The organism is Bacillus sp. XB1 (assembly GCF_053557995.1).
The window spans coordinates 690,876-717,037 of the sequence record NZ_JBNRIL010000002.1; the positions used below are offsets into that span (position 1 = coordinate 690,876).

Annotated in this window: 28 protein-coding genes and 1 other annotated feature; of the genes, 22 read left to right on the forward strand and 6 right to left on the reverse strand. The window is 36.0% G+C overall.

All coding sequences use genetic code 11. The features are described 5' to 3' along the window. The first annotated feature begins 74 nt into the window (after nucleotides 1-74). From rnz to sdaAA, 4 genes are all read left to right on the forward strand, one after another. Nucleotides 75-998, forward strand: a complete 924-nt coding sequence (rnz, locus tag ACK1U5_RS18915; protein ID WP_000397453.1) for a ribonuclease Z — start codon at nucleotides 75-77, stop codon at nucleotides 996-998. Nucleotides 999-1,554: 556 nt separating this feature from the next. Beyond that, a complete protein-coding gene (locus ACK1U5_RS18920; RefSeq protein ID WP_044585103.1) occupies nucleotides 1,555-1,839 on the forward strand; it encodes a hypothetical protein in 285 nt (94 codons plus the stop codon). A 39-nt stretch (nucleotides 1,840-1,878) separates the two neighbouring features. Then, entirely contained in the window at nucleotides 1,879-2,538 is a 660-nt protein-coding gene (gene sdaAB / locus ACK1U5_RS18925) for an L-serine ammonia-lyase, iron-sulfur-dependent subunit beta (protein WP_000877445.1), read from the forward strand. 18 nt (nucleotides 2,539-2,556) lie between these two features. After that, nucleotides 2,557-3,435 carry an L-serine ammonia-lyase, iron-sulfur-dependent, subunit alpha gene (gene sdaAA, locus ACK1U5_RS18930; protein WP_000489461.1) on the forward strand — a complete coding sequence of 293 codons (879 nt, stop codon included), beginning with the start codon at nucleotides 2,557-2,559 and terminating at the stop codon, nucleotides 3,433-3,435. A 46-nt stretch (nucleotides 3,436-3,481) separates the two neighbouring features. Here the strand turns inward: sdaAA and proI are convergent, their stop codons facing one another. Continuing rightward, on the reverse strand, nucleotides 3,482-4,321 hold the full coding sequence (proI, locus tag ACK1U5_RS18935; protein WP_000027251.1) for a pyrroline-5-carboxylate reductase ProI: 840 nt from the start codon (nucleotides 4,319-4,321) through the stop codon (nucleotides 3,482-3,484). A 165-nt stretch (nucleotides 4,322-4,486) separates the two neighbouring features. On the opposite strand from proI, the gene ACK1U5_RS18940 reads away from it, so the two are divergent. Further along, entirely contained in the window at nucleotides 4,487-5,440 is a 954-nt protein-coding gene (locus tag ACK1U5_RS18940) for an MBL fold metallo-hydrolase (protein ID WP_000125122.1), read from the forward strand. 9 nt (nucleotides 5,441-5,449) lie between these two features. Further along, a complete protein-coding gene (locus ACK1U5_RS18945) occupies nucleotides 5,450-6,244 on the forward strand; it encodes an SDR family NAD(P)-dependent oxidoreductase (protein WP_000147791.1) in 795 nt (264 codons plus the stop codon). A 28-nt stretch (nucleotides 6,245-6,272) separates the two neighbouring features. Here the strand turns inward: ACK1U5_RS18945 and ACK1U5_RS18950 are convergent, their stop codons facing one another. Then, entirely contained in the window at nucleotides 6,273-6,461 is a 189-nt protein-coding gene (locus ACK1U5_RS18950) for a YqzH family protein (RefSeq protein WP_001003222.1), read from the reverse strand. 224 nt (nucleotides 6,462-6,685) lie between these two features. Between ACK1U5_RS18950 and argC the strand changes: the two genes are divergently transcribed. The 7 genes from argC (at nucleotide 6,686) to ACK1U5_RS18985 (ending at nucleotide 12,828) form a co-directional block, all read left to right on the forward strand. Continuing rightward, nucleotides 6,686-7,723, forward strand: coding sequence for an N-acetyl-gamma-glutamyl-phosphate reductase (argC, locus tag ACK1U5_RS18955; RefSeq protein ID WP_000861250.1), 1,038 nt, complete (start codon nucleotides 6,686-6,688; stop codon nucleotides 7,721-7,723). 10 nt (nucleotides 7,724-7,733) lie between these two features. Continuing rightward, a complete protein-coding gene (gene argJ, locus ACK1U5_RS18960) occupies nucleotides 7,734-8,957 on the forward strand; it encodes a bifunctional glutamate N-acetyltransferase/amino-acid acetyltransferase ArgJ (protein ID WP_000598380.1) in 1,224 nt (407 codons plus the stop codon). 11 nt (nucleotides 8,958-8,968) lie between these two features. Next, complete coding sequence (gene argB / locus ACK1U5_RS18965; protein ID WP_044584833.1) at nucleotides 8,969-9,736, forward strand: acetylglutamate kinase; 768 nt, start codon at nucleotides 8,969-8,971, stop codon at nucleotides 9,734-9,736. Then, the gene (locus ACK1U5_RS18970) at nucleotides 9,733-10,893 is read left to right on the forward strand and encodes an acetylornithine transaminase (protein ID WP_000200560.1); all 1,161 of its coding nucleotides are present in this window, start codon (nucleotides 9,733-9,735) and stop codon (nucleotides 10,891-10,893) included. The genes argB and ACK1U5_RS18970 overlap by 4 nt, the downstream gene beginning before the upstream one ends. Before the next feature lie 12 nt (nucleotides 10,894-10,905). Next, a complete protein-coding gene (gene argF, locus ACK1U5_RS18975) occupies nucleotides 10,906-11,856 on the forward strand; it encodes an ornithine carbamoyltransferase (protein ID WP_000108846.1) in 951 nt (316 codons plus the stop codon). A gap of 138 nt (nucleotides 11,857-11,994) precedes the next feature. Next, nucleotides 11,995-12,555 (forward strand): DUF2062 domain-containing protein, encoded by a 561-nt coding sequence (locus ACK1U5_RS18980; RefSeq protein ID WP_002005691.1) that lies wholly within the window; start codon nucleotides 11,995-11,997, stop codon nucleotides 12,553-12,555. A 57-nt stretch (nucleotides 12,556-12,612) separates the two neighbouring features. Further along, complete coding sequence (locus tag ACK1U5_RS18985) at nucleotides 12,613-12,828, forward strand: hypothetical protein (RefSeq protein WP_069605347.1); 216 nt, start codon at nucleotides 12,613-12,615, stop codon at nucleotides 12,826-12,828. A gap of 24 nt (nucleotides 12,829-12,852) precedes the next feature. Here ACK1U5_RS18985 and ACK1U5_RS18990 read toward each other — a convergent pair whose 3' ends face one another. Then, nucleotides 12,853-13,299 (reverse strand): MarR family winged helix-turn-helix transcriptional regulator, encoded by a 447-nt coding sequence (locus tag ACK1U5_RS18990; RefSeq protein ID WP_000445819.1) that lies wholly within the window; start codon nucleotides 13,297-13,299, stop codon nucleotides 12,853-12,855. A gap of 72 nt (nucleotides 13,300-13,371) precedes the next feature. After that, nucleotides 13,372-14,151, reverse strand: coding sequence for a GDSL-type esterase/lipase family protein (locus tag ACK1U5_RS18995; RefSeq protein WP_000755850.1), 780 nt, complete (start codon nucleotides 14,149-14,151; stop codon nucleotides 13,372-13,374). 365 nt (nucleotides 14,152-14,516) lie between these two features. Between ACK1U5_RS18995 and cpdB the strand changes: the two genes are divergently transcribed. Continuing rightward, nucleotides 14,517-16,838 (forward strand): bifunctional 2',3'-cyclic-nucleotide 2'-phosphodiesterase/3'-nucleotidase, encoded by a 2,322-nt coding sequence (gene cpdB, locus ACK1U5_RS19000; RefSeq protein WP_069605348.1) that lies wholly within the window; start codon nucleotides 14,517-14,519, stop codon nucleotides 16,836-16,838. A 48-nt stretch (nucleotides 16,839-16,886) separates the two neighbouring features. Here cpdB and nhaC read toward each other — a convergent pair whose 3' ends face one another. Then, nucleotides 16,887-18,260, reverse strand: a complete 1,374-nt coding sequence (gene nhaC, locus ACK1U5_RS19005; RefSeq protein ID WP_000253735.1) for a Na+/H+ antiporter NhaC — start codon at nucleotides 18,258-18,260, stop codon at nucleotides 16,887-16,889. Between the two features lie 278 nt (nucleotides 18,261-18,538). Further along, nucleotides 18,539-18,759 (reverse strand) — a binding site (T-box leader). A gap of 143 nt (nucleotides 18,760-18,902) precedes the next feature. Here nhaC and ACK1U5_RS19010 point away from each other — a divergent pair. The 8 genes from ACK1U5_RS19010 (at nucleotide 18,903) to ACK1U5_RS19045 (ending at nucleotide 25,665) form a co-directional block, all read left to right on the forward strand. Continuing rightward, a complete protein-coding gene (locus ACK1U5_RS19010) occupies nucleotides 18,903-19,259 on the forward strand; it encodes a hypothetical protein (RefSeq protein WP_000726902.1) in 357 nt (118 codons plus the stop codon). A 77-nt stretch (nucleotides 19,260-19,336) separates the two neighbouring features. Further along, nucleotides 19,337-20,770: an adenosylmethionine--8-amino-7-oxononanoate transaminase gene (gene bioA / locus ACK1U5_RS19015; RefSeq protein WP_044584832.1), complete on the forward strand. Its 1,434-nt coding sequence runs from the start codon at nucleotides 19,337-19,339 to the stop codon at nucleotides 20,768-20,770. After that, nucleotides 20,770-21,498: a dethiobiotin synthase gene (gene bioD, locus ACK1U5_RS19020; RefSeq protein ID WP_000012496.1), complete on the forward strand. Its 729-nt coding sequence runs from the start codon at nucleotides 20,770-20,772 to the stop codon at nucleotides 21,496-21,498. Before bioA ends, bioD begins: the two co-directional genes overlap by 1 nt. Further along, nucleotides 21,464-22,651, forward strand: a complete 1,188-nt coding sequence (gene bioF, locus ACK1U5_RS19025; RefSeq protein WP_001077290.1) for an 8-amino-7-oxononanoate synthase — start codon at nucleotides 21,464-21,466, stop codon at nucleotides 22,649-22,651. The genes bioD and bioF overlap by 35 nt, the downstream gene beginning before the upstream one ends. Next, on the forward strand, nucleotides 22,648-23,388 hold the full coding sequence (locus tag ACK1U5_RS19030; protein WP_001004163.1) for an alpha/beta fold hydrolase: 741 nt from the start codon (nucleotides 22,648-22,650) through the stop codon (nucleotides 23,386-23,388). The genes bioF and ACK1U5_RS19030 overlap by 4 nt, the downstream gene beginning before the upstream one ends. Further along, entirely contained in the window at nucleotides 23,354-24,163 is an 810-nt protein-coding gene (bioC, locus tag ACK1U5_RS19035; protein WP_000608907.1) for a malonyl-ACP O-methyltransferase BioC, read from the forward strand. The genes ACK1U5_RS19030 and bioC overlap by 35 nt, the downstream gene beginning before the upstream one ends. 1 nt (nucleotide 24,164) lies before the next feature. Next, on the forward strand, nucleotides 24,165-25,163 hold the full coding sequence (gene bioB, locus ACK1U5_RS19040; protein WP_000815856.1) for a biotin synthase: 999 nt from the start codon (nucleotides 24,165-24,167) through the stop codon (nucleotides 25,161-25,163). A 181-nt stretch (nucleotides 25,164-25,344) separates the two neighbouring features. Next, nucleotides 25,345-25,665, forward strand: a complete 321-nt coding sequence (locus ACK1U5_RS19045; RefSeq protein ID WP_000280032.1) for a hypothetical protein — start codon at nucleotides 25,345-25,347, stop codon at nucleotides 25,663-25,665. 23 nt (nucleotides 25,666-25,688) lie between these two features. On the opposite strand, the gene ribH is transcribed toward ACK1U5_RS19045, so the two are convergent. After that, on the reverse strand, nucleotides 25,689-26,150 hold the full coding sequence (gene ribH / locus ACK1U5_RS19050) for a 6,7-dimethyl-8-ribityllumazine synthase (protein WP_000230895.1): 462 nt from the start codon (nucleotides 26,148-26,150) through the stop codon (nucleotides 25,689-25,691). Nucleotides 26,151-26,162: the final 12 nt, after the last annotated feature.

The window sequence follows — 26,162 nt, forward strand, 5'->3', positions numbered from 1 at the left end:
AAATTCAATTTGCCATTTGAAATAACATTCCGTAAGATGAGAGATAGAGTATATTTAGAGCTGGAGGAAAGAAAGTGGAATTTGTATTTTTAGGAACTGGTGCAGGTGTTCCTTCAAAAGGAAGGAACGTTTCAGCAATTGCTTTACAATTGTTAGAAGAACGAGGACAAACTTGGTTATTTGATTGTGGCGAGGCCACGCAACATCAAATATTACATACATCTGTACGTCCGCGCCGCATTGAAAAAATATTTATTACGCATTTACATGGCGATCATATTTTTGGATTGCCTGGTTTATTAGGTAGCCGTTCATTTCAAGGAGGAACTACGCCTTTAACGGTGTATGGACCGAAAGGAATTAAACAATTTATTGAAGTGGCATTATCGGTAAGTACGACACATGTGAAATATCCACTTGAAGTTGTGGAGATAACAGAAGAAGGTACCGTATTTGAAGATAATGAATTTTATGTAGAAACGAAAAGATTGTCACACGGTATAGAATGTTTTGGATATCGTATTGTAGAGAAAGATATACAAGGTGCTCTTTTAGTTGATAAGTTGCTTGAGATGGGTGTGAAACCAGGTCCAATCTTTAAACGTTTAAAAGATGGTGAAGCAGTTGAATTAGAGGATGGCACGATATTAAATGGAAATGAGTTTATCGGCCCACCTCAAAAAGGAAGAATTATTACTATCTTAGGTGATACGCGATATTGCGAAGCGAGTAGGGAGCTTGCGCAAGATGCAGATGTACTTGTCCATGAAGCGACTTTCGCAGCAGAAGATGAGCAACAAGCGTATGATTATTTTCATTCTACATCTAAGCAAGCTGCGAGCATTGCACTTCAGGCAAATGCGAAGCGACTAATATTAACTCACATTAGTTCTCGCTATCAAGGAGATACATATAAGGAATTATTGAAAGAGGCTAGAGAGTTGTTTTCTAATACAGAAATAGCGACGGATTTGAAATCATTCCCAGTAGAAAAATGATAATTTTATAAAAAATGGTAACGGCGGGTTACCATTTTTTTATGTCTAAAAAAATTTAAAAATAAAACTGTTATTATTTTATACTTATACTTGGATGATACAGAAAATTAGGATGGTTTGAATATATAGGATAAAAATACGAAATAATGATTATTTAGAAAAACTGTTATATAAGTCAGATGACATACAAGTGATACAAATAGCAGAAATGGACTTTTATTCAGAACTTTTAAAATTCAACAAAAGTAAGCGTTTTATAAAAAACAAGCTATAATGAGGGCAGATTATAATTTATGATAAGTCACATGTATTTTAGTCATTATCGTAACAAGTGAAGTTGACTAAATCATGAGAGATTAACACGAGAATTATAATAGGAAAGATATTACTATTATTTGTCATAAGTCTTTTTCACTTTTTAGCTAAACGATATGATTAGCGAGTGTATCTATTGCAAGTTCCTTAGTAGAAGCTTTTTATTAATAAGGTGGTGGAGATTTAATTGGTACACCACTCTTTAAAAGAGTTCAGAACATCAGCAGGTAGTCTAGGCGGAATAGCGGGTGCAAATTTAGTTGCATTAGCAATGGTTATATCACTTGTTTATGCTATGCTTGCAATGGCTTCTGTGTTAAACTTTGGATTGCTACCAGACTTTATTGTGGATTATCTTATATCATTTTTTAATAAAAATAATACTAAGAATTTTATGTATTATGATAACTGGCATTATTTCAGGTTATATTGGATTACTTTTATTCAAAAACTATCCAATTCGTACAGCAGAACAAATTCGTGGTACAACTTGAAAAGCGACAGATGTAGCAGCTTAATAGAATAGTAGAATAAATTTTTTCATAGAGGTTTAGGGGGAGTTATGATGAAGTATCGCTCAGTATTTGATATTATCGGTCCAGTTATGATTGGACCATCAAGTTCACATACAGCAGGCGCGGCAAGAATGGGGCAAGTTGCTCGCCAGCTGTTTCGTCATGAACCAGAAAGAGTAAGCATTTCATTATATGGATCATTTGCAAAGACGTATCGTGGGCATGGTACGGATGTAGCGCTAATAGGTGGGATATTAGGATTTGAAACAGATGACTTACGTATTCCAGAGGCGCTAGAAATAGCAAAAGAGCGCGAAATTGAAGTAGAATTCATTGAAGAAGATGCCAATGCACCTCACCCAAATACAGCGAGAATTCGTTTGTATAAAGGTGAAGATGAAATTGAAGTTGTTGCTTGCTCAATTGGTGGCGGTAAAATTGAAGTTGTAGAATTAAACGGATTCGATCTTCAATTATCAGGCACGAGCCCAGCACTACTTATTGTAAATAACGATCGCTTCGGTGCTATTGCAGCGGTAGCTTCAATCCTTGCGAAACATGAGATTAACATTAGTACAATGAGTGTATCTCGTAAAGAAAAAGGAAGAAGAGCGCTTATGGTCATCGAAACAGATGAATTATTAGCAGATGAAGTAATTGAAGAAATAAAAGCGCAACAAAATATTTGTCAAGTAACTATTATGGAATAATTGCAGGGGGGACACACCATGTTTCGGAACGCAGCGGAACTAGTGGCGCAAGCTAAAGAACAAAATGTAAAAATCGCAGAAATTATGATTCAATGTGAAATGGAAACAAGAAGTATTTCACGTGAAGAAGTAATTGCTGGTATGGAAAAGAACTTAGTCGTGATGGAGCAAGCAGTAGAACGTGGTATTCGCGGCGTGAAATCACCAACTGGTTTAACTGGTGGAGATGCTGTAAAAGTTCAAGCGTATATGAAGAGTGGAAAAGGCTTATCTGGAGATACGATTTTGGATGCAGTAAGCAAAGCTGTTGCAACAAATGAAGTAAACGCAGCGATGGGAATTATTTGTGCAACACCAACAGCAGGGTCTGCTGGAACAGTGCCAGGTGTACTATTTGCACTAAGAGAAAAATTGCAGCCTACACGTGAAGAAATGATTGAATTCTTATTTACAGCAGGAGCTTTCGGTATGGTTGTTGCGAATAACGCTTGTATTTCTGGTGCGGCAGGAGGATGCCAAGCTGAAGTTGGTTCAGCAAGTGGAATGGCGGCTGCAGCTGCAGTTGAGATGGCTGGTGGAACACAAGATCAAGCAGCTACAGCGATGGCAATTTCATTAAAGAACATGCTTGGTTTAGTGTGTGATCCTGTTGCAGGACTTGTAGAAGTACCTTGTGTAAAACGTAATGCAGCAGGAGCTGCAAATGCGATGATCTCAGCAGATTTAGCATTAGCTGGTGTAACGAGTACAATTCCATGTGATGAAGTAATTGAGGCAATGTTTAGAATCGGACAAACGATGCCAGTAGCACTTCGTGAAACAGCAGAAGGTGGACTTGCAGCAACGCCGACTGGTCGTCGCCTGCAAGAAGAGATTTTTGGGAAGAACAATAACTAAGTGTAATTATAGAAAAAGGAGCTCAAATAAACTTGAGCTCCTTTTTCTATTTTTCTTTTGTTAGTTGTTCTAATGTTTTTCCAAGATTATGTGATCGTTTCGTTGCCTGTGTAATACAAGAAACAAGTGCTTGGTGAAATTTATGTTCTTGTAATACTTCAATACCTGCCTCGGTAGTTCCACCAGGAGAAGTAATTTCCTTTCGCAAAATAGAAGGATGTTTGTCACTTGCTTTTAACATTTCAGCAGCACCAATCATCGTTTGAAGAATAAGTGATTTTGCAACATCTTCTTTTAAACCAATTTTTGTTGCAGCTTCTTCCATAGCTTCCACTACGTAATAAATATAAGCAGGTCCACTTCCGGATAATGCAGTGACAGCATGCATATCTTCTTCCTCTACAACAGAGACGAGACCAATCGTTTCAAATAAAGATGTTGCAGTGCGAATATGTTCCGCTGTTGCATGTTTTGAAGGGGAGATAGCGGTAGCTGATTTTAAAATGGCTGCGGATGTATTTGGCATTGCACGAATAATTGGAACGTCTTTTTGAAGTAGTTTTCTAATTGAGTCAGTAGAAACACCTGCTAGTAATGAAATAATAAGCACGTTATTATTTATGTATTCTTTAAAAGGGGTAAGCGCCTCTGCAACATCCTTTGGTTTCATTGCTAGAAAAAGAATATTTGCATCAGTAAGCAATTCTTTTTTATTATGAGTACCTTTGACACCGTATTTTTTATGTAGCTCTTGTAATCTTGTCTCGTTAGAACGATTACTTACAGTAATTTGTTCACCTTTAACAACATTTGCATGTAACAAGCCACCAATAATAGCTTCGGCAATGGAGCCTGCACCGAGAAAGGAAATGTTTTGAATAGACATGATGTTCCTCCTTTAATTTTGGTTAGAAATTCTTATAAATGTACATACATTCGTTTTTTTATAGGAAACACCTCTTTTTATCTGAAAATAATGACAAATATATATAGAAGTTGTAAACTGAAGAAGTATTCATTTTTGAACCGGAAAGAGACAGGGGGGCTAAGCATGACGGCGATTCACCGAATGGAGATTCCTGTACCATTTGCAGTGGAAACTGTGAATGTGTTTTTAGTTGAGGGGGAGACATTAACATTAATTGATACAGGGACGAATACAGAAGAGGCAAGGAATGCGTTAGAAAGTCAATTAGGTGCATTAGGACATACGCTAGAAGATATTGAAACAGTAGTCATTACGCATCATCATGCAGATCATTGTGGACTTTTAAATATATTTTCTGAGAAGACGAATATTATTGGACATCCTTGGAATGAGCCTTGGATCACACAAAATCCAGAATTTTTAAAGCGGTATCATGAATTTTTTAGAGAGACGGCCTTACAGTTTGGTGTGCCAGCAGCATTTTTGAAAGACGAGTCGTTATTGACGACGAGGACACTTAAATATTCTTGTAATAGATCGTTAACGCATACTGTGAGAGAAGGAGATCGTATTGATTCTTTGCCTGGATTTATAGTACTTGAAACACCAGGTCATGCTTCTACTCATATTTCTTTATATAGAGAATCTGATGGAATATTAATTGGTGGAGATGCTCTCATCAGTCATATTTCTTCGAATCCAATACTAGAACCACCATATGAAGGGCAAACAGAACGGGCACGCCCATTACTACAATATAATCAAACATTACAGCGTTTAAGCGAAATGAATATTTCACGTATTTTATCAGGGCATGGGGAAGATGTTCTAAATGTGAAACAACTTATTGAAACGAGATTACAAAAGCAAGAAACACGTGCTTTTAAAGTGCTTGAGTTATTAAAGGAAAAACCAATGACAGCATTTGAAGTATGTGTAAAACTATTTCCGGTATTATATAAAGAACAATTACCACTTACTATTTCAGAAACGGTTGGACAATTGGACTATTTAGCATATAATCAACAAGTGATGATTGATGAGTCATCGCAACAATTGATTTATTATGCAAAGTAGGTGACAGCAATGACAGGACGTTTACAAAATAAAGTAATCGTCATTACAGGTGCTTCTAGTGGGATTGGTGAGCAAGTTGCAATGCAAGTTGCAGCACAGGGAGCGACTCCAGTATTAATGGCTCGAACAGAAGAGAAACTACAAGCGTTAGTAGACAAAATTAAAGAAACTTATAATACGCCTTGCTATTATTATGTATTAGATGTAAGTGAAGAGATGGAAGTACAGTCTGTTTTTTCAAAGGTATTACAAGAAGTGGGACGTATTGATATATTAGTAAACAATGCGGGATTTGGTATTTTTAAAACGTTTGAAGATGCGTCAATGGATGAAGTGAAAGATATGTTCCAAGTAAATGTATTTGGATTAGTAGCATGTACGAAAGCGGTACTACCTTATATGGTAAACAAGAACGAAGGACATATTATTAATATTGCTTCCCTTGCCGGAAAAATTGCAACTCCGAAATCAAGTGCGTATGCAGCAACGAAACATGCTGTATTAGGATTTACGAATAGTTTACGCATGGAATTAGCGAATACAGATATTTATGTTACAGCAATTAATCCAGGTCCGATAGATACAAACTTTTTTGAAATAGCGGATCAATCTGGTACATATGTAAAGAATATGGGACGTTACATGTTAAAACCAACATACGTAGCAGAACAAATCGTAAAGTCGATGCACACGAAAAAACGTGAAGTAAACTTACCGAAGTGGATGGGAATTGGCCCGAAACTTTATGCTTTATTCCCAGGTTTATTTGAACGTGTAGCAGGTAAATCATTAAGTAAAAAATAGGAGATTTCCACATGGAAATCTCCTATTTTTATTGTTTTCCAGTCACATAATCATAAACAATATCCTCAATCTCCTCGTATAAATCAATTTCAATATTTGAATGAGTCACCGTTTGAATATGTTTCACTAGCATTTCCTGATCTTCTTTTGATATTGGACTGCATTGATATTGCTGAAAACTTTTTATAATCATTTTCTCAATTAATTTTTCGTTCATATTTTTTCCCGCCTGTATGTACGTATGTATTGTTTTATTGTACTTGAAGTGAAATAAAAAAACTACCATGCACTATTTTTGTATAAAAATTCGGTTGTGTATATTGTTTTTCTAGTAAAATTAAGTTTTTTAAGTTTGTAAAATTTATAAATATTTAATTGACTCTATAAATATACAATATTATAATCATACTTAATTTAAAGAATCGATTTGAGGAGGAACTTATGAAAGTCGCAATTATTGGAGCCACTGGATATGGGGGCATTGAGTTAATTCGTTTATTAGAACAACATCCATATTTTTCTATAGCATCTCTTCATTCTTTTTCACAAGTTGGTGAGTGTATAACAAATGTATATCCGCATCTTCGAAATGTCCTCGTTCATACGTTACAAGAAATTGATGTGGAGACAATAGGGAAAGAAGCAGAAATCGTATTTCTAGCAACACCAGCAGGAGTATCGGCGGAGTTAACTCCCAAGTTATTAGCTGAAGGTTTAAAAGTAATTGACCTATCTGGAGACTTTCGTATGATAGATCCTTCGTCATATGAATTGTGGTATAAAAGGCCAGCAGCGAAAGAAGAAATTCTTAGAAAAGCAGTGTATGGGTTAAGTGAATGGAAAAGGACTGAGATTCAAAAGGCAAATTTAATTGCAAACCCAGGATGTTTTGCTACAGCCACATTGCTAGCGATAGCACCGTTAGTACGTAGTAGCATGATTGAAGAAGATTCGATTATTATTGACGCGAAATCAGGGGTAACAGGAGCAGGTAAAACACCAACAACAATGACTCATTTTCCTGAGCTATACGATAACTTACACATCTATAAAGTAAACCAGCATCAGCACGTTCCAGAGATTGAGCAAATGCTTACAGAATGGAATAGTGAATTACAGCCAATTACATTTAGCACACATTTAATACCGATATCACGAGGAATCATGATTACACTTTATGCAAAAGTAAAACAAAAGATGGAAATAAAGCAACTTCAAAAATTGTATGAAGAAACGTATGAACAATCGCCTTTCATCCGAATTTGTACGCAAGGGAAATTTCCAAGTCCAAAAGAAGTGAGAGGCTCAAATTATTGTGATATTGGCATAGCTTACGATGAAAGAACAGAAAGAGTTACGGTCGTTTCTGTTATAGACAATATGATGAAAGGCGCGGCTGGGCAAGCGATTCAAAATGCAAACATAATAGCGGGACTAGAAGAGACAACAGGTTTACAACATATGCCGCTTTATCTATAAGGGGGACATGATGATTAAAGTAGCGTCTATTACAAAATTAGAAAATGGTTCGATTGTAACGCCGAAAGGCTTTTCGGCAATTGGTACTGCAAATGGTCTGAAAAAGGAGAAAAAGGATTTAGGGGCAATCGTTTGTGACGTACCAGCATCATGTGCCGCTGTGTATACAACGAATCAAATACAAGCAGCCCCTTTACAAGTAACGAAGGATAGTATAACGGCAGAAGGGAAGTTACAAGCAATTATCGTTAATAGTGGAAATGCAAATGCTTGTACTGGAATGAAAGGATTACAAGACGCATACGAGATGCGCGCATTAGGGGCGGAACATTTTGGATTGAAAGAAAATTACGTTGCAGTAGCTTCAACAGGTGTAATTGGTGTTCCGCTGCCGATGGATATAATCCGAAAGGGAGTTGCAACTCTTATACCGACGAAGGAAGAAAGTGAAGCATATTCTTTTTCTGAAGCAATTTTAACGACGGATCTTATAACGAAAGAAACTTGCTATGAAATGATTATTGATGGGAAGAAAGTGGCGATTGCGGGTGTTGCAAAAGGTTCAGGGATGATTCATCCGAATATGGCAACGATGCTTAGTTTTATTACGACAGATGCTCATATAGAGCATGACGTATTGCAAACGGCATTATCCCAAATTACGAATCATACATTTAATCAAATTACGGTAGATGGAGATACTTCTACGAATGATATGGTCATCGTTATGGCAAGTGGATTATCAGAAACAAGGCCGATAAATATGGAACATACAGATTGGGAAACTTTCGTATGTGCTTTACAGAAGGTATGTGAAGATTTAGCAAAGAAAATTGCGCAAGATGGTGAAGGCGCTACAAAGTTAATCGAAGTAAATGTGCTAGGAGCTCAAACGAATGAAGAGGCAAAAAAAATTGCAAAGCAAATAGTCGGTTCGAGTCTTGTGAAAACAGCAATACATGGTGAAGATCCAAACTGGGGGCGAATTATTAGCAGTATTGGACAAAGTGAAGTAGCTATTAATCCGAATACAATTGACATTACTCTTCAATCTATATTGGTATTAAAAAATAGTGAGCCTCAAACATTTTCTGAAGAAGAAATGAAAGAGAGATTACAAGAAGATGAAATAGTCATTAATGTGTACTTACACTTAGGAGAAGAGACAGGATCAGCTTGGGGCTGTGACTTAAGCTATGAATATGTGAAAATAAACGCTTGTTATCGTACATAAGGAGAGAGAAGATGAGCGAATATATTGTAGTGAAATGCGGCGGTAGTATGTTGAATCAATTAAATGATGTGTTTTTTAATTGTATAAAGAAATTACAGCAGAAGTATAAAGTAGTGATTGTCCATGGTGGTGGGCCAGAAATTGATGCCAAATTAAAAGATTGTAACATCAACGTAGAAAAAAGAGATGGATTACGCGTAACACCAAAAGAAGTTATGGATGTTGTTCAAATGGTGCTATGCGGAAGTACGAATAAAAAACTCGTAATGAATTTACAAAAGCATAATTTACTTGCGGTAGGTTGTTCAGGGTGTGACGGCAATTTACTTCAAGTTCAACCTGTCAGCGAAGAGATAGGATATGTGGGGGAAGTAAGTTATGTAGAAACAGCCTTATTAAAAGGATTAATAAATATGGAGTATATTCCTGTTATTGCTCCAATCGGGATAAATGGTAATGAAATTTATAACATAAATGCGGACAATGCTGCAGCTGGGATTGCGGCTGCGTTAGGGGCAAAAGAGCTTATTTTTATTACGGATGTAGATGGAATATTACATGAAGGGAATTTGGTAAAGGAAACGGATGAATCTGAAATTGCTACTTTTATAGAAACAGGTGTTATTACAGGTGGGATGATTCCGAAAGTACAGGCGGCACTAGCATCATTAAAAATGGGAGTGCAAAAGATAAGTATTGTGAATGGTACAAAAGATTTTACTGAGGTTACGGGAGAGTGTATTGGAACGACGGTAACGAAAGGTGTGAGTATTGCATGACGAGTCATCTTTTTCAAACGTATGGCAGAAGAACTATTGAGTTTGTAAAGGGAACTGGAACGAAAGTTATTGATAATAACGGTAAGGAATATTTAGATTTTACATCAGGAATTGGCGTATGTAATCTAGGACATTGTCACCCTACTGTTCTCAAAGGTGTACAAGAGCAACTTGATGATATATGGCATATATCTAACCTGTTTACAAACAGCTTGCAAGAAGAAGTTGCGTCATTATTAACAGAAAATAGAGAATTAGATTATGTGTTTTTCTGTAATAGTGGGGCAGAGGCAAATGAAGCGGCTTTAAAGTTAGCACGTAAGCATACTGGAAAATCTCTCGTCGTAACATGCCAGCAGTCTTTTCATGGTAGAACATTTGGAACGATGAGTGCAACGGGCCAAGATAAGGTAAAAGAAGGATTTGGTCCATTACTTCCATCTTTTTTACATATCCCTTTTAACGATATTAAAGCATTAGAGGAAGTAATGAATGAAGAAGTTGCGGCGGTAATGGTAGAAGTTGTTCAAGGAGAGGGAGGAGTAATACCTGCTGATCTATCTTTTTTGAAAGAGATTGAAACATTATGTAATAAGTTCGGTTCCTTATTTATTATAGACGAAGTACAAACGGGGATAGGAAGAACTGGAACACTATTCGCTTATGAACAAGTGGGAATAGAGCCTGATATCGTTACCGTTGCAAAGGCGCTTGGGAATGGGATTCCTGTCGGAGCGATGATTGGCCGGAAAGAGCTCGGAGCGTCGTTTACTGCAGGATCACACGGTTCAACTTTTGGCGGGAATTACATCGCGATGGCTGCAGCGAAAGAAGTATTGCAAGTAAGTGAAAAACCATCGTTTTTAAAAGAAGTACAAGAAAAAGGCGAGTACGTATTAGAGAAGTTGCAAGAGGAATTACAGCATGTCGAATGTATTCAAAATATACGTGGTAAGGGGCTTATGATTGGGATTGAGTGTAAGCATGAAGTTGCAAGTTTTATAGAACAACTAGAAAACGAAGGACTTCTCGTATTACAAGCAGGTCCTAATGTGATAAGACTATTACCGCCACTCATTGTCACGAATGAAGAGTTAGAACAGGCAGTATATATAATAAAAAAAGTAGTTTGTACAAAAAACGTATCAATCATATAAGGGGGAAGTTTCATGTCAACTGTACAAGTACCGAAATTAAATACGAAAGATCTTTTAACACTAGAAGAATTAACGAAAGAAGAAATTATTTCTTTAATTGAGTTCGCTATATATTTAAAAAAGAATAAGCAAGAGCTTTTATTACAAGGCAAAATATTAGGGCTTATTTTTGATAAGCATTCCACTCGTACTCGTGTATCTTTTGAAGCAGGAATGGTACAGCTCGGGGGACATGGTATGTTTTTAAGTGGGAAAGAGATGCAAATGGGAAGAGGAGAAAGCGTTTCAGATACTGCGAAAGTATTATCGCAGTATATTGACGGGATCATGATACGTACATTCTCACACGCGGATGTAGAAGAGCTTGCAAAAGAATCGAGTATTCCTGTTATTAACGGTTTAACGGATGATCATCATCCTTGTCAAGCATTGGCAGACCTTATGACGATATACGAAGAAACAAATACATTTAAAGGAATAAAATTGGCTTACGTAGGTGACGGAAATAATGTATGTCATTCATTGTTGCTAGCGAGTGCAAAAGTCGGAATGCATATGACTGTGGCAACGCCTGTAGGGTATGAACCGAATGAAGAGATTGTAAAAAAAGCGTTAGCAATTGCCAAGGAAACAGGAGCTGAAATTGAAGTTTTGCATGATCCTGAATTAGCAGTGAATGAAGCAGATTTCATTTATACTGACGTTTGGATGAGCATGGGGCAAGAGGGCGAAGAAGAGAAGTATACTTTATTTCAACCTTACCAAATCAATAACGAACTTGTTAAGCATGCGAAGCAAACATATCGTTTCTTACACTGTTTACCTGCCCATCGTGAAGAAGAAGTAACAGGAGAAATTATAGATGGACCGCAGTCTATCGTCTTTGAGCAAGCTGGTAATCGATTGCATGCTCAAAAAGCGTTATTAGTGAGTTTATTTAAAAATGTAGAAGAGCCTTCCTAAAAGGGAGGTTTTTTTATATTAAAATGTCGGATGTATATTTGGTTAACCATTTCGATATCATTTATAATAAAAGAGAAAACTAAATTTGTTTTTCAGAGTGTGTAAGGACATACTACATATAAAAATATAGTTAAAGAGATGATGAGGGTGAAAACAACTAAGAAAACATATTCGTTTTTCCAGCGGATGTGGAGAATATTAAAGTTTCAATATTATAAGTTGCTTCGATCGCCAGAAGGCGCAAAGAAAGTATCGTTAGGGTTTGCTATAGGATTCGGCTTAGAAATGTTAGTCATTTATACGGCATCGCTCGTATATGTAATATTTTATCCAATCGTCAGGTTAGCAAAGGGATCTTTTCCTGCGGCAGTTATTGGCAATATTATTGGGAAAATATCGTTTCTCCCAGTATTTTTATTTCCGCTTGCGTATGCGCTAGGAAAAATGATTTATCCATTTCATGTACAGAAAATTCATCATGAACCATTTACGATATCGGACTTGTTTTCAAGTCACATTTTTACGATATTAAAGAGCTTATTACAAAGTGAAGTGTATGTATTAATTGGAATGACGATTTTAGGAGTTGTGTTTGGTCTCATTTCATATTTCGTTGTGCATTATTTATACGAAAAGAACCGTAAGTTACGTTTGAAGAAAAGGAAGAAACGAGTGAGAGAACCACTTGTACAATTATAAACAATGTCACATTCATTTTCTCCTTTGAATATGTTTAAGAAAAAGGAGGAGAGGATAATGTATTATTATTACGTGCCTCAAGTATATCCATATGTAAATTATTATCCGGTTTATGATACGAGTAGACAATACGAATTATATCGGCAACAACAATTACAGCAATTATCACAAATACCACAAATACCAACACAACAGCCTACACAGGAAAAAAAACCATATTTAACAACATGGCCATATTCCAATGTATACTATGGTAATTATTACGAATCATAAAGCTGCTTCTATTTAGAAGCAGCTTTATACGTTTGTTTTCAAAATTAAATTTTGAATGGTTTGAAGAGAATGAATGAGCTTTTCGCGCTCTTCCTCAGATAATGTTTGGAAATTTTCTTTTAGTTTGTCTAAAATGAATTGCTGATACTGATTTACTAATAATTTCCCTTCAGCTGTTAGAGAAATTAAAATGACCCGTCGATCTTTTTCGCTATAATGACGCTCTATTAGTTCTTCTTGAATAAGTTTGTTTAATAGAGGTGTCATGTTAGGCCGTGAAATCGCTAGCCGCTTGCCGATTTCGGAAACTGCTAATGTGCCGTTTTCATGCAAAAGCAGTAATACTTGTGTATGTGATGGCGGCATATGTCTTTGAGAAGAAAATTCTCCAGGAAGCATAAATTTGCGATAAAAAAGAGGCACTAGCGAAAGAAGATGATCAACAATACGTTCCCACTCGCGTGATTCCATATAAAGGCCCCCTTCCACTATCATTGTAACAAAAAAGACATGTTATAAAAATAGAATTGTTTCATGGTCGCTTTAATATTTGTAGGATAACACTTGCTTTGTAAATGTGTTGGCAATAATTGCATAGCCGTTATCATTTGGGTGTACTTGGTCAAATAATAACTCTTTTTTATCATTCGATATTAATTTGCGAATTGGTAAAACGATAGATGGTTGATTTGCTTTGGAAATGGAATAAACAGATTCATTCCAGCCATCTAAAAACATATCTGCATAACTTGCGATGGAGTCATCGAGTTGTAACGGGTTATAGAGTTCTGAGAGAATGAGTAAAGCGTCCGGATTTTGATCTCGAACTGTCTTTACAATACTTTTTATATCCGCTTCAAAATGGGCTTTTTCTTTATTTAACATTTTTATACCATCTATAACACCAACATCACGATTTAAACGAAATAAATTATTTCCTCCAATATTAATTGTAATTATATTTGCTGCTCTAATTTTTTCCTTTACATCTTCTGATTGAACTTTTTTAGCGAGACGATCTGTTGTAAGACCGTTTACCCCAAGGTTTTCTACTGTAATTGGTTTATGAATTTGTGCTTCTATTTGCTTAGAAGCTAATTCAGCAAATCCACCTTGTGTCGATCCATATCCTTTAGCGAGTGAATCACCTAATACAAGATGATAAAAAGATTCGTTTGTTTGCTTATCAATCCAATTTGGGGCAGATGTTTTTTCTGTTTTTTCTTCAGATTCATTTTGTTTTGTCTCGTCGTTCTTTTCAAAATAAGAATAAGAAATGATCAGAAGGAGGAGACAAACAATTGTTAAGATGACTTTTTTCATAAATTCATCCTCCTTGTAATTGGTAATTGTATCATATTCAGCAGTATTAGCAATGTAAGGGCATATTATATGTTTATGAAAAGTTTATAATAACTTTACAGAAAATTTGTTGAAGTTTGTCAAAAAATATTGACGATAGGAAAGAACTTTATATATGATAATGTCAGATAAGGTGAAACTTTAATGAGTGGGAGCTTTATTTCCTATTAATTAATAGTCTTCATCAATCGGGCGTTTAAGGGGACTACTCGTTAGCGCAGGGTGAAATGAAAATTGTGTCTCTAATAGAAGAAAAAAGGTATGTGGTTAGAGACAGATAGGGATTCATTTCATTATTTCTGGTAATTGTATAAGGGGGATTTTTTGTGAAAAAGTCAAAAAAAATGCTAGCTGGAGCAACTCTTGCTATTGGTGTTATAGCGCCGCAAGTATTGCCAGCAACAGCTCATGCGGATGAGCAAACTGGGGAGAGTACAGTTAACTTACGAATTCTAGAAACATCAGATATTCACGTTAACTTAATGAATTACGATTATTATCAAACGAAAACAGATAATAAAGTAGGTCTCGTGCAAACTGCAACACTCGTTAATAAAGCACGTGAAGAAGCGAAAAACTCTGTCCTATTTGATGATGGAGATGCATTACAAGGGACACCGCTTGGAGATTATGTAGCAAATAAAATAAAAGATCAGAAGAATCGTGTGGATCCTAGTTATACACACCCATTATATCGTGTAATGAATTTAATGAAGTATGACGTCATCTCTCTTGGGAATCATGAATTTAACTACGGTTTAGATTATTTAAAGAAAGTGACTAGTAAAACAAAAATTCCGGTTATTAACTCGAATGTCTACAGAGATGACCATGATGGTAATGATGAGAATGACGAGCATTACTTTGATAGACCATATCATATTTTAGAGAAAGAAGTAGTGGATGAAGCAGGCCAAAAACAAATAGTGAAAATTGGTGTAATGGGATTTGTTCCACCACAAATTATGAATTGGGATAAAGCGAATTTAGAAGGACAAGTTAAAGCGAAAGATATAGTTGAAACAGCGAAGAAAATGGTACCAAAAATGAAAGCAGAAGGTGCAGATGTTATCGTTGCACTAGCTCATTCCGGTGTTGATAAAAGTGGATACAACGTTGGTATGGAAAACGCGTCGTATTATTTAACAGAGGTTCCTGGCGTAAATGCAGTATTAATGGGACATTCACATACTGAAGTGAAGGATGTATTTAATGGTGTTCCAGTTGTAATGCCGGGTGTTTTTGGTAGTAACTTAGGTATTATTGATATGCAATTGAAAAAGGTAAACGGAAAATGGGAAGTGCAAAAAGATCAGTCTAAGCCGCAACTTCGTCCGATTGCTGATAGTAAAGGTAATCCATTAGTAGAATCTGATCAAAAATTAGTTAATGAAATTAAAGATGAACATGAAAAGACAATCGAATATGTAAATACACATGTAGGTGAAACGAAAGCACCAATTAATAGTTATTTTTCATTAGTACAAGATGATCCTTCCGTACAAATTGTGACAAATGCGCAAAAATGGTATGTAGAACAAGAACTTAAAAAACCAGAATACGAAAAGATTAAAGATATTCCAGTTTTATCTGCAGGAGCACCATTTAAAGCAGGTGGCCGAAACGGTGCGACATATTATACGGATATTCCAGCTGGAACGTTAGCGATTAAAAACGTTGCAGATTTATACGTGTATCCAAATACGTTATATGCTGTAAAAGTAAATGGGGCACAAGTGAAAGAATGGCTTGAAATGTCTGCAGGTCAGTTTAATCAAATTGATCCAAAGAAAACAGAAGAACAGCCGTTAGTAAATATAGGCTATCCTACATATAACTTCGATATTTTAGATGGCTTAAAATACGAAATTGATGTAACACAACCGGCGAAATACGATAAAGATGGAAAAGTTGTAAATGCAAATGCTAATCGTATTGTAAATATGACATATGAAGGTAAGCTAGTAGCTGATGATCAAGAGTTCATCGTCGCTACAAATAACTATCGTGGAAGTAGCCAAACGTTCCCAGGTGTAAGTAAAGGGGAAGTTGTATACCAATCACAAGATGAAACACGTCAAATCATTGTGAAGTATATGCAAAAAATAAAAGATATTGATCCAGCAGCTGATCAAAATTGGACATTTAAACCGATTGTTGCAGATAAATTAAATACAACATTTGATTCTTCACCAAATGCACAAAAGTATATAAAGAAAGATGGAAAGATTTCATATGTTGGACCATCTGAAAATGAATTTGCGAAATATGCAATTGATATAACGAAGAAAAATGATGATAAAGAAACTGGTGAAGGAAATCCAACGACACCGCCAACAGGTGGTGGAGAAAATCCAACAACACCGCCAACAGGTAATGGAGAAAACCCAACACCACCAACAGAAGAAGGTAATAATGGTAATGAACCAAAACAAGATGGAAACAATACTGGATCTGGACAAACTACAACAGATGATCAAAATACAAAAGAAACAACAACAACTGTAAGTGAAAATAAAGAAGCTGAAAAAGATGAACGTGATTTACCGAAAACAGGTGCAAGTATTGCTTCTACAATTGGAGCTGGTCTTGCGTTTGTTGGAGCGGGATTACTTATGTTATTTAGAAAAAAGAAAGCGAATAGATAGTAGAGAAATATAAAAAGGATTACCAATTTGGTAATCCTTTTTGTTATATTATGAAACTGGTACTGCTTTTTCTTTTTTCCATGAAAGACCGAATCCAGTAAAGCCGACGATAATGGTTACGACTGGACACGCTAAACAGAAGATTGCGTATGGCAGGTAATCGAATGTTGGAACGCTAAGAACGTTTGTTAAGAATACGCCACTTACACCCCATGGTACGAGTGGATTAATTACTGTACCAGCATCTTCTAATACTCGTGATAAATTACGACGTTCTAAACCGACTTCATCGTATTTATTAGCAAATGCTTGTCCTGTTAAAACGATGGATAAGTACTGCTCACCGAGTAAGAAGTTTACACCAATTGCAGTTGAAGCAGTAGAAATAATTAAGCGTGTACTAGTTTTTACGAAGCTAGAGATAATATTCATCAGCTGCGCTATAATACCCATTCCTTGTAATAATCCTCCCATACAAAGAGCTAGAAAAATAAGAGCAATTGACATCATCATACTTTGCAGGCCACCGCGAGATAATAAGCTATCAATATCTTTGATACCAGTTTTAGAAACGTAACCGTCTTGCATAATTTTAATTAAATCAGCTAAAGAAGTGCTAGGTTTAAAAATAAAGAGAATAATAATCCCTACCACAATTCCTGCAAGTAATGTTGGAACTGCGGGTACCTTTTTAAATGCGAATAGGAACAGTAATAAAATAGGAATCAGTGTAACGATAGAAATCGTTGTATTTTTTTCTAATGTGTTAATAAATGCTGAGAAATCAACGTTTCCATCAGATCCGCTTCCTAAAATGAAAAATGCGATAAAAGCAATAATGAAAGCTGGCACTGTTGTCCAAAGCATGTTACGAATATGTTCAAATAAATCTACACCCGTTACAGCAGGCGCTAAGTTTGTTGTATCAGATAAAGGAGACATTTTATCTCCGAAGAATGCACCAGAAATAATTGCACCAGCAATAAGAGCTGGATCGTATCCAAGGGCAGTACCCATTCCCATAAAGGCAAGTCCTACAGTTGCAGCAGTTGTAAAAGCACTACCGATACTCGTTCCAACAATTGCACAAACAACAAAAACAGTTGGAACGAAAATTTTTGGAGATACAAGTTGGAAGCCGTATACCATTAAAGTCGGAATAGTTCCAGCTGCGATCCAAACGCTAATTAATACGCCTACAAGTAAGAAGATAAATATAGATGGAATACCAGCTGAAATACTACTAATCATCCCTTTCTCCATAGTAGACCAAGAGATTCTCTTCAAGAATCCAAATGCTAATAAAAGAACGATACCAAATAAAATTGGGATGTGTGGTGAAACTTCTAATTGAATAACACTAAAACCAATACAGAAAAAGATAAAAATTGTTAAAAGAACAGACTCAATTTTTGAAACCATTGTTTTCCCCTCCTAAGTAATATGAAATAGCTCTTTTTTATATAAAATTCGCCAATATTGTATATTTCCTTCTAAAATTTAGAATTTTGTGACAAATTACCGGTAATTGTTTGTTCTTCTATATGATACGGAAAAGATTGGATAAAAAAACGTCCCTGCATATAATTATGCAGGGACGAAGAAATCGCGGTACCACCCTAGCTTGTGAAATGAATGTATCACAAAATAAAGGGTCATATGATATGCGCTTATAAAATAAAAAACGCCCCTGCAATATATGCAGGGACGAAAAATTCGCGGTACCACCCTAAATTGTGAAACAGTGTCGTTTCACCACTCTTTAGACATAACGGTCTATAACCGTCTTTCACTACTCCTCACGTTTCGTAAAAGAAGCTCCAGGGGGTAATTCATAATTCGCTCTGTACTGGTTCGCACCGACCACCAGCTCTCTGAAATCAGAAATCGAAATACTACTAAATCCTATCAACGCCGATTCATATGATGTTAGTTAAATTTTTATCATATTTTCATCTTACATGTCAATAAAAATATTAAATGTTTTTTTAGGGAAATAAAGGATAATTGTTTTTAATGCTGTAAAAATGTACGTTATAATGAATTTGAAAGGGGGAGGAAAGAGTGAAGAAAAAAATAATTCTTTTTACCACTTTATTAGTTATTGGAGGAAGTGCTGGAATTTACACAGCTTTTGCGGCTGAATCAGAGCAGCTGAAACAAAAGCAAATACAACAATCAGAAGTGAAGAAAGTAAAAGAAATAGAAGAGAAGAAATCAATGGAAAAAGCAGCAGAGAAACTAGGAGTTTCTACAGAGGGAAAAACAAAAGAAGAGGTTACGAAAGAAGTAAATACCGCTAGGTTTGAGAAGCGTCATGATTTATTAATTGAGCACGCTAAGCAACTTGGAATTGATACAGAGGGGAAAAAAGATGAAGAAATTATTTTAGAAATTGGAAAGATACAGCATGGAAAGTAGAACAACTTATCGTATGATAAGTTGTTCTTTTTTAAGAACTATTTGATTTTAAAATAATTGACAGTCATTCAGATTTAATGTTAACTATATTTATAAACAAGTTGACATTAGGGGTGACAATTGTGACAATAAATAGTAAAACGATTGAAAAATCATCTTATACATATGAAGAATTAGCAGAGAAAAATAAAGCTTACGTATGGCACCCATTTACACAAATGAAAGATTATTTAGAAGAAGATCCTGTCATTATTGAACGTGGAGAGGGAAGAAAGCTATACGATGTAAATGGTAATGAATATTGGGATGGTGTTTCATCTATATGGTTAAATGTTCACGGACATCAAGTACCGGAATTAGATGAAGCAATTCGTGAGCAATTAAATAAAATTGCTCATTCTACTATGTTAGGACTTGCTAACGTTCCATCTATTTTATTAGCAGAAAAAATTATTGAGGTTGTACCAGATGGATTGAAGAAGGTATTCTATTCTGATTCAGGTTCTACCGCTGTTGAAATTGCAATTAAGATGGCTTTCCAATATTGGCAGCATAAAGGGAAACGAAAGAAACAAAGATTCGTTACATTAAAAGAAGCATATCACGGTGATACAATTGGAGCTGTTTCGGTAGGAGCAATAGACTTGTTTCACCAAGTGTATAGTTCGCTCTTATTTGATGCGATTAAAATGCCGTATCCATATACATATCGTTCTCCTTACGGGAATAATAGGGAGGAAATTGTAAAAAGCCATTTAGAAGAAATGGAAGAATTGTTGAAAGAAAAGCATGAAGAAGTAGCTGCCATCATTGTGGAGCCATTAATGCAAGGTGCTGGCGGGATGATTACAATGCCAAAAGGATATTTAAAAGGACTGCGCGATTTATGTACTAAGTACAATGTATTATTTATTACAGATGAGGTAGCGACTGGATTTGGGCGTACAGGGAAAATGTTTGCGTGTGAACATGAAAATGTGACGCCAGACATTTTAACTGCTGGGAAAGGTTTAACAGGTGGATATTTACCAATTGCAGTTACGGTAACGACGGATGAAATATATAATGCCTTCTTAGGAGAATATGAAGAACAAAAAACATTTTTCCATGGACATAGCTACACAGGCAATCCGTTAGGGTGTGCCGTAGCAATCGCGAATTTAGAGCTATATGAAAAAACAAATTTAATAGAAGAAGTGGCACGTAAAACGGATTATGTGGCAGCGCAATTAGAAAAGCTCTTTGCGTATAAACATGTAGGTGATATTCGTCAGTGCGGATTAATGGTTGGTATTGAGCTTGTGAAGAATAAGGAAACGAAAGAAGCGTTTGACTGGACAGAAAGAGTCGGTGTTCAAGTATGTAAACGCGCAAGAGAGCTGGGTATGATCTTACGACCGCTCGGTAATACGATTGTATTTATGCCACCTCTTGCTTCTACAATTGAGGAGATTGATGATATGTTACGTATTTTGTATAAAGCAATCTCGGATGTTACGGAGGGAGAATAATGAGCGGTTTTTTTATAACAGCAACAGATACTGAAGTGGGGAAAACTGTCGTTGCCGGTGCATTAGCCGGTGTATTTAGAGAATTGGGATATAACATCGGAGTATATAAACCGTTGCAAAGTGGGCATGTTGCATCAAACCCTGAGGGAGATGCGGCAAGGTTAAAAGCATTATCAGGTGTGCCGACACAAGAAAATGAAATTTGCCCTTATTCTATTGAAGAACCACTTGCTCCGAGACTTGCCATGAAAAGAGCTGGAAGAGTAGTAAAGTTAAAAGAAATTACTGATTACTATAATGAACTATTAAAAGAGTTTAATAGCTTATTTGTAGAAGGGGCAGGTGGGCTTGCTGTCCCATATACAGAAGATGCTTTAGTAATTGATTTTGCAAAAGAATTACAGTTGCCTCTTATTGTAGTAGCTCGTCCTACATTAGGAACAGTAAATCATACAGTGTTAACGATTGCTTACGCAAAGGCGCATGGCTTAACCGTAGCGGGTGTCATTTTATCAGGTTGCAAAGAATGTGAAATGGAAAGAGTGCAAGAAAATAAAGAGATGATTGAAGAGCTGAGCGGGGTACCAGTTTTAGGATTATTACCATTCTTTGAAGGTGAGTTTACGAAAGAAGAAGTATTAGAATCTGCAAAAGAACATATTATGATTTCAAAATTAGAGGAGTTTATCCAAAATGAATCAAACGTGGCGGGCGCACCTTCAATGTAAATTACAACAATTACATGAGCAAGGGCAGTATCGTGATTTGCATGTAACAGAGAAGGCAGAAGAGACTTGGCTTATTCGAGATAAAAAAAGGATGTTAAATTTAGCGTCAAATAATTATTTAGGGTTAGCTGGAGATGAAAGGTTAAAAGAAGCTGCTATTGCCTGTACAAAAAGATATGGAACTGGAGCGACTGCCTCTCGTCTCGTTGTAGGAAATCATCCATTATATGAAGAGGTTGAGAGAAGCATATGTGAATGGAAAGGTACTGAAAGAGCTTTAATCGTAAATAGTGGGTATACGGCAAATATAGGTGCCATATCTTCTTTGGCCTCTCGGCACGATATTGTTTTTAGTGACAAGTTAAATCACGCAAGTATTGTTGATGGAATCATATTAAGCGGGGCAGAGCATAAAAGGTATCGTCATAATGATTTGGATCATTTAGAGAAGCTGTTGAAAATGGCTTCGCCTGAAAGCAGAAAATTAATCGTAACAGATACCGTTTTTAGTATGGATGGTGATACTGCGTATTTGAGAGATTTAGTACAGCTGAAAGAGAAATACGGGGCAATCATTATAGTCGATGAAGCACATGCGAGTGGAATATATGGAATCGGCGGAGCTGGGTTATCTCATATAGAAAAAAATCTTGCTCAAAAAATTGATATACATATGGGGACGTTTAGCAAGGCTTTAGGGTGTTATGGTGCGTATTTGACAGGTGATGAAATTTATATAGAGTATTTACAAAATATGATGAGAAGCTTTATTTTTACTACAGCTTTACCACCAAGTACGTTAGGAGCAGTGCAAAAAGCAATTGAAATTGTAAAAGAAGATAATGAAAGAAGAGAGAACCTTATAGCAAACGGAGAATACTTCAGAACTAAATTAAGGGATGCTGGTTTTGATATTGGGAATAGTTCAACTCATATTGTACCGATTGTAGTCGGTTCAAATGAACATGCTTTACGATTTAGTAAAAGGTTGCAAGAGGCAGGGATTGCGGCCATTGCAATTCGTCCGCCAACTGTGCCGGTTCATAGTTCTCGAATTCGCTTTGCAGTTACATCGCAACATACAATAGCTGATTTAAAATGGGCTATTGACCGAATTATTCACATTGCGAAAGAAGAGGAGATTTTCGTATGAACGAGCTAAAGATTATTTTTATCCCCGGATGGGGAATGGAAGAGAATATTTGGGATTTAGTACTTCCGTATTTTAAAGGATATCCTGTTGAATGCGTAGATTGGCGTAATGTGAAAGAACGAAGTGAATTTGCGGAACGAATTATAGATGTAGCGCATAACGACAACGTAATTTTAGTTGGATGGTCACTAGGAGCGTTAGCAGCAGTTGAAGCTTATAAAAAGATTCAGGCAAAAGGCATCGTATTAATTGGTGGGACTGCTAAATTTACAAATACGAGCGACTATAGTAATGGATGGAATGCTTTGCATATAGAACGGCTGAAAAGGAATTTGGCGAGAAGGAGAGAGGATACGCTCAAGCGTTTTTATGAAAATATGTTTACGAAAGATGAGCTAAAAGGGAATAAAAACTTTGAAGACATTGTAGACCGTTTTAAAGGTGATTCTATTCAGTCTTTACAACTAGGTTTGGATTATTTAATAGAAACAGATATGAGAGAAGAACTAAAAGAAATTAAAGTACCTATACTACTTATTCACGGAGAACAGGATGTAATATGCCCATTGTCTGCGGCACGTAGTATGACGGAGAATAGCAGCAGCGAGCTGAAAGTAGTAAGTGAAGCAGGGCATGCATTATGTGTAACGAATTTTGAATATTGTGCAAATGAGATAATTCAATTTGTAGAGGGGATACGACATGATCAACAAAACGTTACTACAAAAACGGTTTAATGGGGCAGCCGTATCTTACGATCGATATGCAAATGTACAAAAAAAGATGGCACATTCATTACTTTCAATCTTAAAGGAACGATATAGTGAAACGGCATCAATACGTATTTTAGAACTGGGATGCGGGACGGGGTATGTAACAGAACAATTATCAAAGTTATTTCCGAAAGCACATATTACAGCAGTTGATTTTGCTGAAAGTATGATTGCGATTGCGCAAACTAGACAAAATGTAAAAAATGTAACGTTTCACTGTGAAGATATTGAGCAATTACGATTAGAAGAATCATATGATGTCATTATTTCAAATGCTACATTTCAATGGTTAAATAATTTACAACAAGTGTTAAGAAATTTATTTCAACATTTGTCTATAGATGGGATATTACTCTTTTCAACGTTTGGACATGAAACATTTCAAGAATTGCATGCTTCGTTCCAACGTGCGAAAGAAGAAAGAAATATAAAAAATGAAATATCGATTGGTCAACGTTTTTATTCAAAAGATCAGTTGCTTCATATATGTAAGATAGAAACAGGGGATGTGCATGTTTCTGAAACATGTTACATAGAGAGTTTTACAGAAGTTAAGGAGTTTCTGCATTCTATTCGAAAAGTAGGAGCAACTAATAGCAATGAAGGATCATATTGTCAAAGTCCCTCACTCTTTCGTGCGATGCTACGCATATACGAAAGAGACTTCACGGGAAATGAAGGGATAATGGCAACGTATCATGCTTTATTTATACATATAACAAAAAAGGGGAAGAGATGAAATGAAACAAGTACAAACAAAAAGGGATTGGAAAAAACTTGCATACGACGTAGTGGAAGAGAAAATGATTACGAAAGAAGATGCAATAGCGATATTAGAAGCTGATGATACAGAAGTTTTAGAAATTATGAATGCAGCTTACATTATTCGCCATCATCACTTTGGTAAGAAAGTAAAATTGAATATGATTATTAATACGAAATCTGGATTATGTCCTGAAGATTGTGGATATTGCTCACAGTCTATTATTTCAGAAGCACCGATTGATAAATATGCATGGTTAACGCAGGAGAAGATTGTAGAAGGGGCACATGAAGCAATACGCCGTAAAGCAGGTACATATTGTATTGTAGCGTCTGGTCGTCGTCCGACGGATAAAGAGGTAAATCACGTAATTGGAGCAGTTAAGGAAATTCGTGAAACGACAGACTTGAAGATTTGTTGTTGTTTAGGTTTCTTAAATGAAGATCAAGCAGGACGTTTAGCGGAAGCAGGCGTGCACCGTTATAATCACAACTTAAATACACATGCAAATAATTACGATAGTATTTGTTCAACTCATACGTATGATGATCGTGTTGATACAGTTCAAAAAGCAAAACAAGCTGGTATTTCACCATGCTCTGGAGCAATTTTTGGCATGGGAGAAACAATTGAAGAGCGTGCTGAAATTGCATTTGAATTACAACGTATAGATGCAGATTCTATCCCTTGTAATTTCCTTGTTGCTGTAAAGGGGACACCTCTTGAAGGGCAAAAAGAGTTAACGCCAGTAGAATGTTTAAAAGTACTTGCAATGATGCGTTTTGTAAACCCAACAAAAGAAATTCGTATTTCAGGAGGACGTGAAATCAATTTACGTTCTGTACAGCCAATCGGTTTATTTGCAGCAAATTCTATTTTTGTCGGGGACTACTTAACGACAGCTGGGCAAGAGCCGACTGCGGACTGGGGTATGATTGCAGATTTAGGATTTGAGATTGAAGAATGTGCATTATAAGATAGATGAAAAAGCAAACTTGTAAAAGAGTTTGCTTTTTTGTAAATAAAATGTAATAAATAGTTGTGAACGCTTGATACTATTGGTTTTTGAACGAAAAAAAGAATTTTTGTGGACGAATTTTCCAAGCCCTAGTTGTACATAGTAAATATGTAATTTATATTGGGTTGGAGGATTTTACATGTACAAATACATATTAGCGATTATGACTTGTTTAATTTTAATAAAAGCAATAAGTTCTGATCCAGTTAAGGCTGCTGAAAATCCTGAACAAAAAGAGATGCAACAAAGAATCGAACAACACTTTCGAACGAAAGCTGAACATTTTGGATTGAAAACGGAAGGAAAAGATTTAAAGGAAGTTAGAAAAGAAATTACTATTATAGAAGAAGCGAAAAAAAGAGAGAATGTATGGAGAACAGCACAAGCTCTTCATATAAAAACAGAAGGAAAAACGATGAATGAATTAATAAAAGATGTACAAAAAAAGGTGAAAAAATAAAAAGAGGCCGCAGCCTCTTTTTTTTATGCCCATTGTTTTGATAAGTGAGCCATTTCAATTGCAGCAACAGCTGATTCATATCCTTTATTACCAGCTTTCGTACCTGCGCGTTCAATCGCTTGTTCAATTGTTTCTGTCGTTAATACGCCGAAAATAACTGGGATGTCCATTTGTAGTGATAAAGACGCAACACCTTTTGCTACTTCATTACAAACGTAATCGTAGTGAGTTGTAGCACCTCGGATTACAGTACCTAGTGTAATAACAGCATCATACTTTCCGCTACTAGCCATCTTTTTAGCGATTAAAGGAATTTCAAATGCACCAGGAACCCAAGCAACATCAATATCATTTTCTTCTACACCGTGACGCTTTAATCCGTCTAAAGCGCCGCCAAGTAACTTACTTGTAATAAATTCGTTAAAACGTCCAACAACAACTCCAACTTTTAATCCTGTACCAACTAAATGACCTTCGAATACCATAATAAATCTCTC

What these genes read in the sequence shown, in the direction of transcription:
- sdaAB (WP_000877445.1), top strand. Translation starts at nt 1,879, where the DNA reads ATGAAGTATCGCTCAGTATTTGATATTATCGGTCCAGTTATGATTGGA.
- sdaAA (WP_000489461.1), top strand. Translation starts at nt 2,557, where the DNA reads ATGTTTCGGAACGCAGCGGAACTAGTGGCGCAAGCTAAAGAACAAAAT.
- proI (WP_000027251.1), bottom strand. Translation starts at nt 4,321, where the DNA reads ATGTCTATTCAAAACATTTCCTTTCTCGGTGCAGGCTCCATTGCCGAA.
- ACK1U5_RS18940 (WP_000125122.1), top strand. Translation starts at nt 4,487, where the DNA reads ATGACGGCGATTCACCGAATGGAGATTCCTGTACCATTTGCAGTGGAA.
- ACK1U5_RS18945 (WP_000147791.1), top strand. Translation starts at nt 5,450, where the DNA reads ATGACAGGACGTTTACAAAATAAAGTAATCGTCATTACAGGTGCTTCT.
- ACK1U5_RS18950 (WP_001003222.1), bottom strand. Translation starts at nt 6,461, where the DNA reads ATGAACGAAAAATTAATTGAGAAAATGATTATAAAAAGTTTTCAGCAA.
- argC (WP_000861250.1), top strand. Translation starts at nt 6,686, where the DNA reads ATGAAAGTCGCAATTATTGGAGCCACTGGATATGGGGGCATTGAGTTA.
- argJ (WP_000598380.1), top strand. Translation starts at nt 7,734, where the DNA reads ATGATTAAAGTAGCGTCTATTACAAAATTAGAAAATGGTTCGATTGTA.
- argB (WP_044584833.1), top strand. Translation starts at nt 8,969, where the DNA reads ATGAGCGAATATATTGTAGTGAAATGCGGCGGTAGTATGTTGAATCAA.
- ACK1U5_RS18970 (WP_000200560.1), top strand. Translation starts at nt 9,733, where the DNA reads ATGACGAGTCATCTTTTTCAAACGTATGGCAGAAGAACTATTGAGTTT.
- argF (WP_000108846.1), top strand. Translation starts at nt 10,906, where the DNA reads ATGTCAACTGTACAAGTACCGAAATTAAATACGAAAGATCTTTTAACA.
- ACK1U5_RS18980 (WP_002005691.1), top strand. Translation starts at nt 11,995, where the DNA reads ATGATGAGGGTGAAAACAACTAAGAAAACATATTCGTTTTTCCAGCGG.
- ACK1U5_RS18985 (WP_069605347.1), top strand. Translation starts at nt 12,613, where the DNA reads ATGTATTATTATTACGTGCCTCAAGTATATCCATATGTAAATTATTAT.
- ACK1U5_RS18990 (WP_000445819.1), bottom strand. Translation starts at nt 13,299, where the DNA reads ATGGAATCACGCGAGTGGGAACGTATTGTTGATCATCTTCTTTCGCTA.
- ACK1U5_RS18995 (WP_000755850.1), bottom strand. Translation starts at nt 14,151, where the DNA reads ATGAAAAAAGTCATCTTAACAATTGTTTGTCTCCTCCTTCTGATCATT.
- nhaC (WP_000253735.1), bottom strand. Translation starts at nt 18,260, where the DNA reads ATGGTTTCAAAAATTGAGTCTGTTCTTTTAACAATTTTTATCTTTTTC.
- bioA (WP_044584832.1), top strand. Translation starts at nt 19,337, where the DNA reads ATGTTAACTATATTTATAAACAAGTTGACATTAGGGGTGACAATTGTG.
- bioD (WP_000012496.1), top strand. Translation starts at nt 20,770, where the DNA reads ATGAGCGGTTTTTTTATAACAGCAACAGATACTGAAGTGGGGAAAACT.
- bioF (WP_001077290.1), top strand. Translation starts at nt 21,464, where the DNA reads ATGAATCAAACGTGGCGGGCGCACCTTCAATGTAAATTACAACAATTA.
- ACK1U5_RS19030 (WP_001004163.1), top strand. Translation starts at nt 22,648, where the DNA reads ATGAACGAGCTAAAGATTATTTTTATCCCCGGATGGGGAATGGAAGAG.
- bioC (WP_000608907.1), top strand. Translation starts at nt 23,354, where the DNA reads ATGATCAACAAAACGTTACTACAAAAACGGTTTAATGGGGCAGCCGTA.
- bioB (WP_000815856.1), top strand. Translation starts at nt 24,165, where the DNA reads ATGAAACAAGTACAAACAAAAAGGGATTGGAAAAAACTTGCATACGAC.
- ACK1U5_RS19045 (WP_000280032.1), top strand. Translation starts at nt 25,345, where the DNA reads ATGTACAAATACATATTAGCGATTATGACTTGTTTAATTTTAATAAAA.
- ribH (WP_000230895.1), bottom strand. Translation starts at nt 26,150, where the DNA reads ATGGTATTCGAAGGTCATTTAGTTGGTACAGGATTAAAAGTTGGAGTT.